Genomic DNA, 15,161 nt, shown 5'->3' with positions numbered 1-15,161 from the left:
AAATGAAATATGTAAGCACGCGTGGGGAAGCGCCGGTCCTGGGGTTCAGCGATGCATTGCTCGCCGGTCTAGCCCGGGATGGCGGTCTCTATCTGCCGCAGGATTATCCCCAGTTTTCGCCAGAACAAATCCGCGATCTGCGCGGAAAATCCTATGTGGATATTGCGCTGGCGGTGCTCACTCCCTTTGTCGATGGCGAAATCCCGCATTCGGATTTCCGTCGCATGGTGCACGAAGCCTATGGATCTTTCCGGCATGATGCGGTCTGCCCGCTGGTTCAGACCGGGGCCAATGAATTCGTGCTCGAACTTTTCCATGGCCCGACGCTCGCCTTCAAGGATGTCGCCATGCAGCTTCTGGCCCGCATGATGGACTATGTCCTGGCACAGCGCGGCGAACGGGCCACCATTGTCGGGGCCACATCCGGGGATACGGGCGGCGCGGCAATCGAGGCCTTTGGCGGACGTGACAATACGGACATCTTCATCCTGTTCCCGAACGGCCGCGTATCGCCGGTGCAGCAGCGCCAGATGACATCATCCGGTTTTTCCAATGTCCATGCCCTTTCCATCGAAGGCAATTTCGACGATTGCCAGAACCTTGTGAAAGCCATGTTCAACGACCTTCAGTTCCGTGATGCGCTGTCGCTTTCGGGTGTGAACTCGATCAACTGGGCGCGCATCATGCCCCAGGTTGTTTATTATTTTACGGCGGCGCTGAGCCTTGGCGCACCGGATCGCGCCGTATCCTTCACCGTGCCGACAGGCAATTTCGGCGATATTTTCGCAGGCTATGTCGCCAAGCGCATGGGATTGCCCATCGACCGGCTGATCATCGCCACCAATGATAATGACATTCTCTCGCGTACGCTCGAAACCGGCGCCTATGAAATGCGCGGTGTCGCACAGACCACCTCGCCTTCAATGGATATCCAGATTTCCTCGAATTTTGAGCGCCTGCTGTTTGAAGCGCACGGACGCGATGCTGCGGCTCTGCGTGGTCTGATGGCTGGGCTGAAACAGTCCGGTGGTTTTTCGATCTCTGAGAAACCCCTGTCGGCGATCCGCAGCGAGTTCTCCGCCGGGCGCTCGACTGTCGATGAAACTGCGGAGACAATCAAATCCGTGCTTGAAGCGGACGGCTATCTGCTCGATCCACACTCGGCAATCGGTGTGAAGGTGGCTCGCGAAAACCAGTCCAGTGAAGCGCCGATGGTTGTTCTTGCAACAGCGCATCCGGCCAAATTCCCCGATGCCGTCAAGGCAGCCAGCGGCGTCGAACCGCAGCTCCCTGCATGGCTTTCGGACTTGATGCAACGAAAAGAAAGCTTCACAGTTCTTCACAACGACCTGAAAATCGTGGAAGAATACGTTCGCCGCCATTCGAGAGCTTAAAAAGACCGGCTCCGAGACGAGAACCAGAGCGGGAATGCAGGGAGCAGTTTGCTTATGGGTGTTGAAGTAACGCGTCTTTCCAACGGATTGACGATAGCCACCGATACGATGTCCCACGTGGAAAGCGTGGCGCTTGGAATCTGGGTCAAGGCCGGGGCACGAAACGAAGCTGCCGACAGGCATGGCATTGCTCATCTTCTTGAGCATATGGCGTTCAAGGGAACCGAGAACCGCACAGCCTGGCAAATTGCATCGGATATCGAAAATGTAGGCGGCGAGATCAACGCCGCCACCAGCGTCGAGACCACTTCCTATTATGCGCGCGTTCTGCGCAATGACGTGCCGCTGGCCATCGACATTCTGTCCGATATCCTGACCGCCTCCAAATTCGATGAAGCAGAGCTGGAGCGCGAAAAGCAGGTCATCATGCAGGAGATCGGCGCGGCGCACGACACGCCCGACGATATCGTCTTCGACCGCTTCACCGAAACAGCCTATCGTCATCAGCCAATCGGACGCGCCATTCTCGGCGAGCCTGAGACGGTCATGTCTTTCACCTCCGATGACCTTCGCCAATATATGGACGAACAGTACAGCGCCGACCGCATGGTGGTGACCGCTGCTGGCGGCGTCGATCACGATGCATTCGTCAGGGAAGTTGAAAAACGTCTTGGCGGTTTTCGCGCCCACAATACGGCACCTACGCTCGACCTCGCTCATTATGTCGGCGGCGATTTTCGTGAAAATCGCGAACTGATGGATGCTCAGGTTCTGATCGGTTTCGAGGGACGCGCCTACCACGTGCGTGATTTCTATGCGTCGCAGCTTCTTTCCATGGTTTTGGGCGGCGGCATGTCTTCGCGCCTCTTCCAGGAAGTGCGTGAGAAACGCGGGCTCTGCTATTCCGTCTATGCCTTCCATTGGGGCTTCTCGGATACAGGACTGTTCGGAATTCACGCTGCAACGGGCCGCGACGAACTGGTCGAACTCGTCCCGGTTCTGATCGATGAACTGCACAAGGCCGCTGACTCCATCAGCCTGGAAGAAGTGGACCGCGCCCGCGCGCAATATCGTGCGAGCCTTCTCATGTCGCAGGAAAGTGCTGCAAGCCGTGCCGGACAGGTCGCACGCCAGTTCCTGCTCTATGGTCGTCCCGTCGAAAACAGTGAACTGATGGACCGTCTCTCGCTGATTACACCTCAAAGGCTGACCGATCTGGCCGGACGGTTGTTCCTCGACAGCAAGCCCACCATCGCCGGCGTGGGTCCAGTTGGACGACTGATGAGCTTCGATGGGTTGTCGGACGCACTGTCGACCAGCGCACATGCGAGGAAAATCGCTGTTTAAGGGAATATGTGAGTAGGGGAATAGGGGAGTATGTGACATTGAGCATTTTGTTTTTCCTACTCCCTTATTCCCCTACCCCCTTACTCCCCTAACCCGTCATGATCGGCCTGCCCTTCCGTAGAAGCAATCCGACCGTCCTGCGTGGACAGCGCATTTATCTGCGCGAGCCGATGATGAGCGATTTCGCCAGTTGGGCCAGCCTGCGGGAACAAAGCCGTGCCTTTCTCACGCCGTGGGAGCCGACCTGGCCGGACGACGACCTGACAAAGAGCGCTTTTCGCCATCGCATGCGTCGCTTTCAGGATGAAATAGCCGCCGGAACCGGCTATCCATTTTTTGTCTTTCGCAATGGTGACAACACGCTCGTCGGCGGCATAACGCTCGGAAATATCCGGCGCGGTGTCGGGCAGAACGGCATGATCGGCTATTGGAGCGGCGCGCCCCATGCCGGCAAAGGCTACATGACCGAAGCCCTGTCGCTGGTTATCCCCTTCGCATTCGACCAACTCCGGTTGCACCGGATTGAAGCAGCCTGTATCCCTCATAATGTGCGCTCGATACGGCTTCTCGAAAAAGCCGGATTTGAGAGAGAAGGACTGTTGCGTTCCTATCTCAAGATAAATGGCTTCTGGCAGGATCACCTGCTTTTTGCCCTTATAGAAAGCGACAAACGTATGACGGATAGCCGCATGATCAATGGCAAGGTTGGACGCTCGTGACGGGTTTTGCGGATAAGTGGCTTTTTGCCGGTGTGCGGTTTCTCGTACTCATGGTTGTTCTGGCCGTTTCGGTCATCCAGGCATCGGCCATCGAACCGATCAAGATTTCCAAGGAAGATACCGCCCTCGACCTTTCCCGCGCTGTCGAGCTTCTGCGCAACAAAGGCGAAAGCGTGCAGGTATCGACGGCCCCCGGTCCTGACGGCATCGTCCGCCGCATCGAAGTGCAGGCCGATCAAAACAGCAAGGCATCCGGCGACTGGGCCGCTTTTTCGATCGCAAATCCAACCGACGAACAGATCGACCGCCTGATTGTTGCTCCTCATTTCCGTCTCGTCGGCTCCGGCGTCATCTGGCCCGATCTTGGTTCTCCACGCATTGCATCCATCACGCCGAGCGAAGGCTTTGCGCTCGACCGCCAGCCCAGCGCCGATGCGGACGTTTTCCGCATCACGCTCAATCCGGGCAGCGTCATCACCTTCGTAGCAGAACTGTCCTCGCACAATCTGCCCCAGCTCTATCTCTGGGAGCCGGAAGCCTACAAGGACGCGGTTAATTCCTACACGCTCTATCGCGGTATCCTCCTTGGCATTTCAGGCCTGCTGGCTCTGTTCCTGACCATCCTTTTCGTCGTCAAGGGCACTTCCCTGTTCCCGGCCACCGCCGCGCTTGCATGGGCCGTTCTGGCCTATATCTGCGTCGATTTCGGTTTCTGGAACAAGCTGATGGAGATAACGCCGGGCAATGAGCAGATCTGGCGCGCCGGCACCGAAGTGGCGCTTGCCGCCTCTCTCGTTATTTTCCTGTTCACCTATCTCAATCTCAACCGCTGGCACGACCATTTCAGCTATGGCGCCGTGACCTGGGTATTGGGCCTTCTGGCCCTTGCGGGGGTTGCCGTTTTCGATCCGCCAGTGGCTTCCGGTATTGCGCGCATCTCGCTGGCGCTGACCGTTCTGTCCGGCGTCGCCATCATCGGTTATCTCGCGGTCAAGGGATATGATCGCGCCGTCATGCTGATACCGGCCTGGCTTCTCACTCTCATATGGTTGCTGGGCGCCTGGATGACGGTTTCGGGCAGGCTCGATAATGATATCGTCCAGCCTGCGCTCGGCGGCGGTCTTGTCCTGATCGTTCTTCTGATCGGCTTTACCGTCATGCAGCATGCCTTTGCTGGCGGAGCACTGCAGCAGGGCCTTCTGTCGGATATGGAGCGGCAGGCTCTCGCCGTCATTGGTGCGGGAGACATCGTATGGGATTGGGACGTGCCGCGCGACCGCGTGGTGACCACGCCGGACATCGCCAATTATCTTGGCAATACGGGCCAACAGCCTGCAAGGCCCGGTGCGCAACTGGCTTCCCGCCATGCACGCCGACGACCGCGACCGCTTCCGCTCCACGCTTGATGCCATTCTGGAAAACCGGCGCGGACGCATCGGCCAGATTTTTCGGCTGCGTGCCAATGATGGCCATTATCACTGGTATGCACTCCGCGCGCGCCCGGTCATCGGTTCGGATGGCGAAGTGGTGCGTTGCGTTGGAACACTCGTCAATGTGACGGAGCAGAAAAAGGCGGAAGAACGCCTGTTGCACGATGCCGTGCACGACAATCTGACCGGCCTCCCGAACCGGGAATTGTTCCTCGATCGTCTCAGCAACGTCATGAATATGGCGCGCGGGGAAAGCAACCTGCATCCGACCGTCTTCATTATCGACATAGACCGGTTCAAGCAGGTCAATGACAGCCTGGGCATGTCGGCGGGGGACACTATCCTTCTGACGATCTCGCGCCGTCTGGCACGCCTTATGAAACCGCAGGATACACTCTCGCGCCTCTCGTCCGACCAGTTCGGCCTGCTGCTTGCCTCTGAAAGCGACCCGGGGCGCATCGCATCCTTCGCCGAAGCTCTGCGTCAAGCCGTGCGCGCGCCGATTGCCTATGCAAAGCGCGAAATCGTTTTGACGTCATCCGTAGGTCTGATCACCTGGACGAAAACGGCGACAACTGCGGAAGACTTCGTGAAGGACGCCGAGCTTGCCATGTATCAGGCAAAGCGTTTCGGCGGTGACCGCATCGAGCCATTCCGTCCGGCCTTCAGAGCCATCGGCAGCGACAAGCTGCAGCTTGAATCCGATCTGCGGCGCGCACTTGAACGCGACGAAATCAGCCTTGTCTACCAGCCCATCGTGAAGCTTGACGAGGGCACGATTGCCGGTTTCGAAGCGCTCATGCGTTGGGAGCATCCACGTCGCGGCGCGATTTCGCCTTCGGAGTTTATTCCAATTGCGGAAAACTCCGGCCTGATCATCCAGCTTGGCCTGTTCGCGATGCAACGGGCCGCGGAAGATCTGTTTGCATGGCAGGAGCAATTCCCGAAGCTCGACCTTTTCGTTTCGGTCAACCTGTCCTCGACGCAACTCATCCGCCAGGACCTCATCAATGATGTCCGCTCGGTGCTTTCCCGCATCCATCTCAATCCGGGCAGCCTCAAGCTTGAACTGACGGAATCCGTCCTCATGGAAAATCCGGAACAGTCCACCCATGTCCTGGCTCGCCTGAAGGCGATGGGCATCGGCTTGTCGCTCGATGATTTTGGAACCGGTTATTCCTCACTCGCCTATCTGACGCGCTTCCCGTTCGATATCATCAAGATCGACCGGTCCTTCGTGAAAGGGGACCAGCCGCAAAAAGCCACGCTGCTACGCTCGATTGTGAGCATGGCGCACGATCTCGGGCTCGCCGTGGTAACGGAAGGCGTGGAGAGCGAAAGCGACGCGCTTCAGCTTCGCCAGATGGGTTGCGAATATGTGCAGAGCTTCATGTTCGGTCAGCCCACCAGCCGCGACGAGGCAACTCGCATGATCCGCGAACAACTGGATGCCGCAGCGGCTTGATTAGGGCAGTAGGGCAGTAGGGCAGTAGGGCAGTAGGGCAGTAGGGCAGTAGGGCAGTAGGGCAGTAGGGCAGTAGGGCAGTAGGGCAGTAGGGCAGTAGGGCAGTAGGGCAGTAGGGCAGAGAAGGATATGTGCGTTGCGGTCGTCCGCAAGCAAAACATATTCCCCTACTCCCTACTCCCCTATTCCCTTAACATACTGCCTTACTGCCTTACTGCCTTATTCCATCAAGCATGTCCTGCGTCGGAAACCAGCCGTGCCATATCGATACCCATATGGAGCATCAAACGCGAATATTTGCCCTCGATATCGCTGTCGAACAGCATGTCGAGCGGCGCATCACAGGTTAGCCAGCCATTCTCGGCAAGTTCCACTTCGATCTGGCCCGGCGCCCAACCGGAATATCCAAGGGCCATCAGGGCCCGCGACGGCCCACTGCCCCCGTAAATGGCACGCAGAATATCGACCGTTGCAGTGAGGCAGACATCCTCTGAAACCGGCATGGTGGAATCGACCATGTAATCGTCCGAATGCAGCACGAATCCGCGTGTGCGGTCGACGGGACCACCATTGCGCACCATCATATGCTGCGCACGATCCGGAAGGATAATCAGTTCGTCGTCATCGATGACCCCGATCTGGCGCAAGAGGTCGGGGAATTCGACCGGCTGAAGCTGATTGATGATGAAGCCCATGGCACCCTCATCAGAATGCGCGCAGATATAGACCACCGACCGGGCAAAACGCTCGTCGCTCATTCCAGGCATGGCAAGCAGGAACTGCCCGTTTAGAAAACCCTGCTCCTTGTTCGACGTCTTGAGAATGGTCATGATTATGAAGGTAGCAAGACTGCGCAAAATAACAATGGCCATTTATTTCGAGCCCGGAATTCGAAGCGGAACCAGCTCGATTGCCAGGTGGCAGGCCGTACAAGCGATTACCGCGCCCGGCGATCCGGTAATATTGGACTTGAAGCAACCATCTTTTCATTCCATCTTTCAACGATGCACACCCGAACTTTTACCTTCGCCCCACTTTTGCTGGCCTTACTGACATTGCCAGCACTGGCCTCGACCTCCGAGTGGACCGAGACGCCCGGCGGGCGCGTTCGTGTCATTATCGAAGACAAGACCCCTGATAATGCGGCCCGCGGGGAACGGCGCGGTGCCTTGCAGATCGAGTTGCAGCCCGGCTGGAAAACCTACTGGCGCAATCCCGGCGATGCGGGCGTTCCACCCCAGATTAACATCGACGGAAACGCAAAAGCGCAGATCGACTTCCCTGCGCCGGTCCGGTTTGAGGGAGACGATGCAGGTGGCATCGGATATAAACAGCCTGTTTCGCTGCCGATAGTCTTTAACCTGACATCGGCCGACAAGCGGCTGAAGGGCCATGTTTTTCTCGGAGTGTGCGAGAAAATCTGCGTCCCGGTGCAGGCCACCTTCGACTTTCCCCTTGATAGTGATCAACAAGAGTCCTCGCCCCAGGCGATAGCTGCCCGCACGATCATCGAAACCGCATTCGACCGGCTCCCGACCCCGGCGAGCTCGGCATTCGGCATAAGCGGCGTGAAGCGCGACGGCGAGAACGCCGTCTTCGATCTGGCCGTTCCAGATCCCACCGCTCCATCGGAGCTGTTCGTTGCCAGCGACACGGTCAGGCTTTCCGATACCATCGCGGTCGAAAAGGGCCGCTTTACCGCAAAGGTGCAGGGCAAGGCGGACAATGCCATCATCGACTATACCCTTGTGCAGAATGGTAAGGCCGTTTCTGGACAGGTGACACTGGATTAGCCTTCCTGCTGTTTTTGAAATTGTCCGGCGACCTGTTATCGGTTTAACTATGCCGTCCGCGCTTCGCGGAGCGATAAAATTTGACAATAGGCAGTGGAACAGACGGCCCCTGCCCCGAGGAGAGATTAAATGACTATCAAAGTTGGCGACAAGCTGCCCGCAGCGACTTTCAAGGTAAAGACCGCAGACGGCGTCAAGGAAATGACGACCGATGAAGTCTTCAAGGGCAAAAAAGTCGTTCTCTTTGCGGTACCGGGCGCCTTTACGCCGACGTGCAGCCTCAACCATCTGCCGGGCTATCTCGATAACCGCGACGCAATCCTCGCCAAGGGCGTGGATCAGATCGCCGTTGTTGCGGTGAACGATGCCTTCGTCATGGGCGCATGGGCGCAGAGCACGGGTGGCGAAGGCAAGATACTCTATCTGGCTGATGGTTCTGCCACCTTTACGAAGGCTGCGGGACTTGAGCTCGACGCGACCGCTGGCGGCCTCGGCATTCGCTCCAAGCGCTATTCGGCAATCGTGGAAGATGGTGTGGTCAAAGCCCTCAACATCGAGGAACAGGCTGGACAGGCCGTGACGTCGGCTGCGTCAGCCATTCTCGAACAGCTTTAGGCTGGAGCATATCCTCCCAGAGCGGGAACCGGCTTTTGGGAGACATGCTTAAAAGCAGAATGACAGGACATCGGCTCAAAAATCTGAATTGATTTGAGCCGGTGTCTTACCCGACAGATAATAGCGGCCCTTTACATACAATATTCTTATTATTTTAATTCTTATATATATTTCAATGGATTAATCATGACTGCATTTCGCCATGCATTAATTGTATTTGCATTCCTTGCAAATATGTCCCCTGCATTTGCCGCAGACGTTCCTGACGATATCTCAATACGGCGTGAGACCATCGACACCATATGTTCGATCCTGCGGACCGAGTTTTTCGATCCAGAAATGGCTGGACTCGACTGGGACAAGATGTGTCAAGAAGCCCATGTCAAAGTAGGAATTGTCAAAGACGACGAACAATTTCGGGCGATAGCAGCGAGCCTTCCGGCAGCGTTAAAAACGTCTCACACCGCCTATTATGCACCGAAAGACCCGGATTTCGCTATCCTCTATTCGGTGTATGGCAAGCTTGAACGTTTCAAAGAGGTCACTGCACGGCACGGCGGGCTTCCGCTCCTGCGCGGAGCAGGCATTTTTGCAAAGAAGGTGGATGGTCGCGTATTCATCGACAATATTCTTGACGGAAGCCCGGCAGAAAAAGCAGGTCTCAAGGAGGGCGACGAACTTGTAGAGCCGAGCCAGGCAGTATTTGCCGCCCGCTGGCCAGACGACAAAACAGAAGCTGAAGCCAAGACTGCAATCGTACACTTTCGCCGGACGCCTGGCGGGCCTATCGAAAGCCGGACAGTAGATCTGCTCAGCGGTGACGCCCTGCAGATGTTGAGCACTGCCACGGAAAAGAGTGTGCGGATCATTGAACGCGGCGGCGTCAAGATCGGCTATTTACGTGGCTGGACCATGCTCACCCGCGCGGAAACCGGCGGTCCGGCGGAAGTCTTGAGGTCCGCTTTGAATGGTGAATTCGCGGATGTCAGCGCAGTGGTTTTCGATGCGCGAGGGCGCATTGGCGGTGGCGGGATCGATATTCTCGAAACCTATTTCGGGCCGCGCGTTGTCATGAGTTCCAAAGGGCAAAAGAATGAGCAGTGGCTCGATCATCCAGTCATGCCGGCGGGTAAGCCGCTTATCATTATTATTGACCAGCATACACGCAGCGCAGCCGAAGTCATGTCTTATGTCGCCAAACGCGATAAACTGGCATTGCTTGTGGGCAGCCGGACAGCGGGGGCTGTGGCTGGCGGATCGCTCTTTCCGCTCCCGGATGGGGGCGGTCTCTACGTGGCGGTCCAGGCACTCCGTACGGATGGGCATGTTTTGGAAGGGCAAGGCGTAGTGCCGGATGTCATCGTTGAGGGTTCCTTACCCTACGCCGGCGGAGCCGACCCACAGTTGGATCGTGCCCTTGAGGAAGCAGAGAAAAAAGCCAGAGAACGATGAAGGGATCGAGCCATCGTGTTTTTCGTAGTAAAAAGGCGACAACGCCGCCTTTATTCTGCAAATTCACTGCACTTTCAGCGATTTACGTCCGCCATATTTGAATGGCTCCATGCCGGCCCGGGCCAGCTCGTCAGCGCGTTCATTTTCCGGATGCCCGGCGTGGCCCTTGATCCAATGCCAGTTGACCTTGTGCGGCTTTCGCGCTTCATCGAGCGCCTGCCATAATTCGGCATTCTTGACCGGCTTCTTGGCGGCGGTCTTCCAACCATTGCGCTTCCAACCCTCGATCCAGCCGGAAATGCCGTCGCGCACATAGACGGAGTCCGTATAGAGATCGACTTCGCACGGTTCTTTCAGGGCCGAAAGCGCCGAGATGGCTGCCATCAACTCCATGCGGTTGTTGGTCGTGTCGGCTTCGCCGCCCTTCAGTTCCTTGACATTGCCGTTCCAGCGCAGGATTGCGCCCCATCCGCCGGGGCCGGGATTGCCCGAACAGGCACCATCCGTAAAAGCCTCGATCCGCTTCACGCCGCTGCTCCTTGCGGCTCCAGGCCGTATTCAGCAGCGGTTTCGATCTGTCGGTGGAAGCGCATCTTGCGCACATATTCCATCGGGTCCTTCTTGACCACGAAACTGCCTTCCGGGACATTCAGCCAGTCATAAAGCCGGGTGAGCATGAAGCGGATAGCCGCCCCACGCGCCAGAACCGGAAGCGCATCGGCTTCCGCCACGGATAGCGGGCGAACGGAATTATAGCCGCGCAGAAGCGCTGCGCCCTTGGTGCGATTGAAGGAAAAATCCTTTTCAAAGCACCAGGCATTCAGGCAGACGGCAACGTCGTAAGCCAGAATATCAGTGCAGGCGAAATAGAAATCGATGAACCCGGAAAGCCTGTCGCCGAGGAAAAAGACATTATCCGGGAAGAGATCGGCGTGGATCACGCCTTGCGGCAGATCGGCGGGCCAGTTTTCCTCCAGAAAATCCAGATCAGCCTCCGCCTCGCGGACAAGACCCGGTTCCACCCTATCGGCGCGTTCACGCGACAAATTCCACAACGGCCGCCAGTCGGAAAGCGTCAGGCCATTGCGGCGACGCAGCGAGAAATCAGCGCCAGCCAGATGCATATGGGCCAGTCCTTCGCCGACAGCTTCGCAATGCTCGACCGTCGGGCGGCGCATCCACATGCCTTCGAGAAAAGTAACGATAGCAGCCGACCGCCCGGCGAGCTCGCCGATTGTCGTGCCGTCGCGACGAACCACCGGCTGCGGACATTCAAGCCCGCGGCTAGCCAGATGCTGCATCAGGCCGAGAAAGAACGGCAGGTCTTCCCGATTGGTGCGCTTTTCATAAAGCGTCAGGATGAACGAGCCCGAAGTCGTGTGCAGAAGATAATTGGAGTTCTCCACCCCTTCCGCGATGCCTTTGTAAGATGTCAATGTGCCGATATCATACTGCTGCAGGAAGAAGCCAAGCTCGATTTCATTGATATCCGTATAGACGGCCATGCCGCTTATTTCCCTTGTATGATCTTGGGCATTAATTTTGGAATGCCTACCACCCGGTGCTCTCCGTTGACGAATGCCATGTCCTGCACCGTCAGTTCCACATCGCGAATCTCGCGATTCACAAGGAAGTTCTCGGTTTCAACCGTGGTTTCGGCCAGTTCGATCTTCACATTGAACCGGGCCTTGAAGGCATCGATGATCTCATCGACGATGATTTCAGGTGCTGAAGCTCCTGCCGACAGGCCCACGACCGATATATCGTCGATGCGGTCCCATTCGATGTCGGCCGCACGCTGAACCAGCATCGACATGCGCGCCCCGGCCTTCTCCGCCACTTCGACAAGACGCTTGGAATTGGAAGAATTCGGCGCCCCGACGATCAGAAACAGATCGCAGCCCGGGGCGGCGGATCGCACCGCATCCTGCCGGTTGGTCGTGGCATAACAGATCGATTCCGCTGCCGGAGCCGAAAGGTTTGGAAAACGGGCCTGCAATTCTTCGATAATGCCAGCCGTGTCGTCGACTGAAAGCGTCGTCTGGGTCACGAAACCGAGATTGTTCTCGTCATCGAAATGGCAGTTGCGCGCATCCTCGACCGTTTCGATCAGCGTTACCGCGCCATCGGGCAATTGCCCCATGGTTCCGATCACTTCAGGATGGCCAGAGTGACCAATCAGGATCACATGGCGGCCAAGACGCTGATGGCGCATGGCCTGCTTGTGCACCTTGGAGACAAGGGGGCAGGTTGCATCGAGATAAAAGAGGTTCTTTGCCTCTGCATCCGCTGGCACGGACTTCGGCACGCCATGGGCGGAAAAGACCACCGGCTGATCGCGGTGTTCTGTAGGAATCTCATCCAGTTCTTCGACAAAAATCGCGCCGCGAGACTGCAAGCCCTCGACCACATAGCGGTTATGTACGATTTCATGGCGAACATAGACCGGCGCGCCATATTTCTTCAGCGCCAGCACGACGATCTGGATTGCCCGGTCAACCCCGGCGCAAAAGCCGCGGGGGCCGCAAAGGCGGATTTCCAGTGGTGGTCGCTGATCGGTCATGAAGTATGCTCGCTAGTTCGGCATGGCTTAACATCTAAGGCCTGTTGAGATTCGGTCTATGAGGAGCCGAAAATGATGTGGTTTGAGAACCGGAGCGGAATGTACCTGAAGGTACACGAGCACCGGAAGCGAAAACCGCGCCATTTGCAGGCCGTCAGAGACCGATATCAACGGACCTTCACGGAGTTGGGCCGCAACGCGCCCATTGTCAACCCCTACTGGCCTTTCGATAACGCCGCAGCCACGTCCCGACAACCCCTATCAAGGCCAGAGCAAGACCGTACCATGTCGCGGCATATTGCAGATGGTTGTTGGGAAAATCGATGATCGTCACACCGCCGACTGGCAATCCTCCCGGATTGGGCTTGCTGTCGGCGTCGATGAAGAACGGCACGACCTCATCCAGATTTGGCAAGTCGGCACTTTCCGCCATGGCCGTCCAATCCTTCCAGTAGAAAATATTCTTGGACGGATCATTATCGGGGAGAAAGAAGCCCGGCTTCGCCGACAAGGGATCGCGCGCCAACCCGGTAACATTCACCGGGCCGTCAATCTGTCCTTCAATGCGCGTTGAAGGGTCTTTCTTCTCATATGGAACGAAGCCGCGATTAATCAGCACGAAACGTCCGTCTTCCAGCATCAGCGGCGTATAGACATTATAGCCTGCGGCCCCCTCATGGGTGGCCAGAAAATGCCGCTCGCCCTGATGCATGAAAGTGCCGGAGACCGTTACCGGACGATATTCGATAGAACCTTCCTGCTTGTAGACCTTTTCCATCTCCGACAACGGCAGTGGTGGCTCGTGAATGCGCTGCTCGGTCGATGCAATCAGCGCTTCCTTCCACTGCAAACGCTCTACCTGCCATGTGCCGAGCGCCAGCAAAATGACGAGCGCTATGGCAGAGGCGATCACAATACCCCAGGGAAAGCGGCGTGACTGCTGTAGTTTGGTCATTTCCCGTCATCCTGCCGGCTGTCTATGCGGCCGGGGGCTGCCTTGTTGCGGTACTGCATATTGATGAGAATGCCCTTTGCCCACCGCATGGCCACGAGGCTGAGAATGATCGCAAGCGGCACCCACAGGATGAAATGCACCCAGAGCGGCGGTCCAAAGTTGACTTCCATCCATAGCGCAAGACCGACAACGATGAAACCGATGATGAGGATGACGAACGCCGCCGGACCGTCGCCGGAATCGGCAAAAGAATAGTCCAACCCGCAAGCCGAGCAGCGCGGAGCGACTTTCAGGAAACCATCGAACAGCTTCCCCTCGCCGCAACGCGGGCAGCGGCCAGCGACGCCGCTCTTGATGGGGTCGACCGTGGGATAAGTATTCTGGTCCGGCATCCGATTTCCCCTTGCATCATTCAATAAACAAAAGGCGGCCATGTTGCCAAGGCCGCCTCCAAAACTGCTGATCCTACGGATTAGCCGCCGTGCATCGGCGCGCCCCAGCCACCCCATACGTAGATGGCAAAGAACAGGAACAGCCAGACCACGTCAACGAAGTGCCAGTACCAGGCAGCGGCTTCGAAACCGAAATGCTGCTTCGGCGTGAAGTCACCCCCAATGGCACGCACAAGGCAGACCAAAAGGAAGATCGTGCCGATGAGAACGTGAAAACCGTGGAAACCCGTCGCCATGAAGAAGGTCGCGCCGTAGATCGAGTCCTTGAACGCAAACGGAGCGTGAATGTACTCATAGGCCTGCACGAAGGAGAACAGGACACCGAGAGCAACCGTGATCGCCAGACCGGTGATCATGCCCTTGCGGTCATTGTGCAGCAGAGCATGGTGTGCCCATGTCAGCGTCGTGCCCGAGAGCAGCAGGATAACGGTGTTGTAAAGCGGCAGATGCAGGGGATCGAGAACCTCGATGCCCTTCGGAGGCCAGACACCGCCGGTGAAGGTGGCGCGTGCTACCTGATGCGCTTCGTTCGGAAACAGGCTCGCATCGAAGAACGCCCAGAACCAGGCGACGAAGAACATGACTTCCGAAGCGATGAACATGATCATGCCGTAGCGCAGATGCAGCGATACGACACGGGTATGGTGCCCCTCATGTCCTTCCTTGATCGTATCCGACCACCAGCCGTACATGCAGTAGAGCACAATCGCGAGGCCGATGAAGAAAATCCATGGCGTCACCACGTTGAGGCCAAAGAACGGCAACTCACCGGCATTGATGTAACGCATCCAGGCAATACCGCCTACGGCAAGCACGAATGCACCCACGGAGCTCAGGAACGGCCAAGGGCTGGGCGCGATAATATGATAGTCGTGATTTTTCTGATGGACGTCAGCCATGTCTCTCCCCGTAAATCCCCTTAGGGGCTCCTCTCTCGTACCTTCATGCTTAAACCCCGGAAGGGGTTCCAAGCAAG

At 57.1% G+C, this 15,161-nt stretch carries 13 protein-coding genes and 1 pseudogene; 7 read left to right on the top strand and 7 right to left on the bottom strand.

The features are described from left to right. Nucleotides 1–2: 2 nt before the first annotated feature. The 4 genes and pseudogenes from thrC to pdeA all read left to right on the top strand — a co-directional run bounded on the left by thrC (nt 3) and on the right by pdeA (nt 6,355). A complete protein-coding gene (gene thrC, locus OINT_RS02675; protein WP_006466247.1) occupies nt 3–1,394 on the top strand; it encodes a threonine synthase in 1,392 nt (463 codons plus the stop codon). A gap of 54 nt (nt 1,395–1,448) precedes the next feature. Continuing rightward, complete coding sequence (locus OINT_RS02670) at nt 1,449–2,741, top strand: M16 family metallopeptidase (protein ID WP_006470696.1); 1,293 nt, start codon at nt 1,449–1,451, stop codon at nt 2,739–2,741. Nucleotides 2,742–2,839: 98 nt separating this feature from the next. Next, entirely contained in the window at nt 2,840–3,460 is a 621-nt protein-coding gene (locus tag OINT_RS02665; protein ID WP_006466245.1) for a GNAT family N-acetyltransferase, read from the top strand. 50 nt (nt 3,461–3,510) lie between these two features. Further along, a pseudogene (gene pdeA / locus OINT_RS02660) lies at nt 3,511–6,355 on the top strand (phosphodiesterase PdeA). 227 nt (nt 6,356–6,582) lie between these two features. Here pdeA and OINT_RS02655 read toward each other — a convergent pair. Then, nucleotides 6,583–7,185, bottom strand: coding sequence for a YqgE/AlgH family protein (locus OINT_RS02655; protein ID WP_006470694.1), 603 nt, complete (start codon nt 7,183–7,185; stop codon nt 6,583–6,585). Between the two features lie 174 nt (nt 7,186–7,359). On the opposite strand from OINT_RS02655, the gene OINT_RS02650 reads away from it, so the two are divergent. The 3 genes from OINT_RS02650 to OINT_RS02640 all read left to right on the top strand — a co-directional run bounded on the left by OINT_RS02650 (nt 7,360) and on the right by OINT_RS02640 (nt 10,215). After that, entirely contained in the window at nt 7,360–8,148 is a 789-nt protein-coding gene (locus tag OINT_RS02650; RefSeq protein WP_039852864.1) for a protein-disulfide reductase DsbD domain-containing protein, read from the top strand. 129 nt (nt 8,149–8,277) lie between these two features. Beyond that, the gene (locus tag OINT_RS02645; RefSeq protein ID WP_006466242.1) at nt 8,278–8,763 is read left to right on the top strand and encodes a peroxiredoxin; all 486 of its coding nucleotides are present in this window, start codon (nt 8,278–8,280) and stop codon (nt 8,761–8,763) included. Between the two features lie 186 nt (nt 8,764–8,949). Further along, nucleotides 8,950–10,215 (top strand): S41 family peptidase, encoded by a 1,266-nt coding sequence (locus OINT_RS02640; RefSeq protein WP_039852314.1) that lies wholly within the window; start codon nt 8,950–8,952, stop codon nt 10,213–10,215. Nucleotides 10,216–10,278: 63 nt separating this feature from the next. Here OINT_RS02640 and rnhA read toward each other — a convergent pair whose 3' ends face one another. From rnhA to OINT_RS02610, 6 genes are all read right to left on the bottom strand, one after another. Further along, entirely contained in the window at nt 10,279–10,743 is a 465-nt protein-coding gene (gene rnhA / locus OINT_RS02635; RefSeq protein WP_006466240.1) for a ribonuclease HI, read from the bottom strand. Then, the gene (locus OINT_RS02630) at nt 10,740–11,720 is read right to left on the bottom strand and encodes a homoserine kinase (protein ID WP_006466239.1); all 981 of its coding nucleotides are present in this window, start codon (nt 11,718–11,720) and stop codon (nt 10,740–10,742) included. The genes rnhA and OINT_RS02630 overlap by 4 nt, the downstream gene beginning before the upstream one ends. A 5-nt stretch (nt 11,721–11,725) precedes the next feature. Then, nucleotides 11,726–12,778, bottom strand: coding sequence for a 4-hydroxy-3-methylbut-2-enyl diphosphate reductase (gene ispH, locus OINT_RS02625; RefSeq protein WP_006466238.1), 1,053 nt, complete (start codon nt 12,776–12,778; stop codon nt 11,726–11,728). 208 nt (nt 12,779–12,986) lie between these two features. Continuing rightward, entirely contained in the window at nt 12,987–13,733 is a 747-nt protein-coding gene (locus OINT_RS02620; RefSeq protein WP_006466237.1) for an SURF1 family protein, read from the bottom strand. Then, nucleotides 13,730–14,125 carry a DUF983 domain-containing protein gene (locus tag OINT_RS02615; protein ID WP_006470688.1) on the bottom strand — a complete coding sequence of 132 codons (396 nt, stop codon included), beginning with the start codon at nt 14,123–14,125 and terminating at the stop codon, nt 13,730–13,732. The genes OINT_RS02620 and OINT_RS02615 overlap by 4 nt, the downstream gene beginning before the upstream one ends. An 80-nt stretch (nt 14,126–14,205) precedes the next feature. Continuing rightward, complete coding sequence (locus OINT_RS02610; protein WP_006470687.1) at nt 14,206–15,084, bottom strand: cytochrome c oxidase subunit 3; 879 nt, start codon at nt 15,082–15,084, stop codon at nt 14,206–14,208. Nucleotides 15,085–15,161 lie beyond the last annotated feature (77 nt).

Source organism: Brucella intermedia LMG 3301 (assembly GCF_000182645.1).
Taxonomy (GTDB): Bacteria; Pseudomonadota; Alphaproteobacteria; order Rhizobiales; family Rhizobiaceae; genus Brucella; species Brucella intermedia.
This window is presented reverse-complemented; position numbering and strand designations above follow the sequence as displayed.

Excerpts from the sequence above, each read along its gene's own strand:
- thrC (WP_006466247.1), top strand. The coding sequence starts at position 3 with ATGAAATATGTAAGCACGCGTGGGGAAGCGCCGGTCCTGGGGTTCAGC.
- OINT_RS02670 (WP_006470696.1), top strand. The coding sequence starts at position 1,449 with ATGGGTGTTGAAGTAACGCGTCTTTCCAACGGATTGACGATAGCCACC.
- OINT_RS02665 (WP_006466245.1), top strand. The coding sequence starts at position 2,840 with ATGATCGGCCTGCCCTTCCGTAGAAGCAATCCGACCGTCCTGCGTGGA.
- OINT_RS02655 (WP_006470694.1), bottom strand. The coding sequence starts at position 7,185 with ATGACCATTCTCAAGACGTCGAACAAGGAGCAGGGTTTTCTAAACGGG.
- OINT_RS02650 (WP_039852864.1), top strand. The coding sequence starts at position 7,360 with ATGCACACCCGAACTTTTACCTTCGCCCCACTTTTGCTGGCCTTACTG.
- OINT_RS02645 (WP_006466242.1), top strand. The coding sequence starts at position 8,278 with ATGACTATCAAAGTTGGCGACAAGCTGCCCGCAGCGACTTTCAAGGTA.
- OINT_RS02640 (WP_039852314.1), top strand. The coding sequence starts at position 8,950 with ATGACTGCATTTCGCCATGCATTAATTGTATTTGCATTCCTTGCAAAT.
- OINT_RS02630 (WP_006466239.1), bottom strand. The coding sequence starts at position 11,720 with ATGGCCGTCTATACGGATATCAATGAAATCGAGCTTGGCTTCTTCCTG.
- ispH (WP_006466238.1), bottom strand. The coding sequence starts at position 12,778 with ATGACCGATCAGCGACCACCACTGGAAATCCGCCTTTGCGGCCCCCGC.
- OINT_RS02620 (WP_006466237.1), bottom strand. The coding sequence starts at position 13,733 with ATGACCAAACTACAGCAGTCACGCCGCTTTCCCTGGGGTATTGTGATC.
- OINT_RS02615 (WP_006470688.1), bottom strand. The coding sequence starts at position 14,125 with ATGCCGGACCAGAATACTTATCCCACGGTCGACCCCATCAAGAGCGGC.
- OINT_RS02610 (WP_006470687.1), bottom strand. The coding sequence starts at position 15,084 with ATGGCTGACGTCCATCAGAAAAATCACGACTATCATATTATCGCGCCC.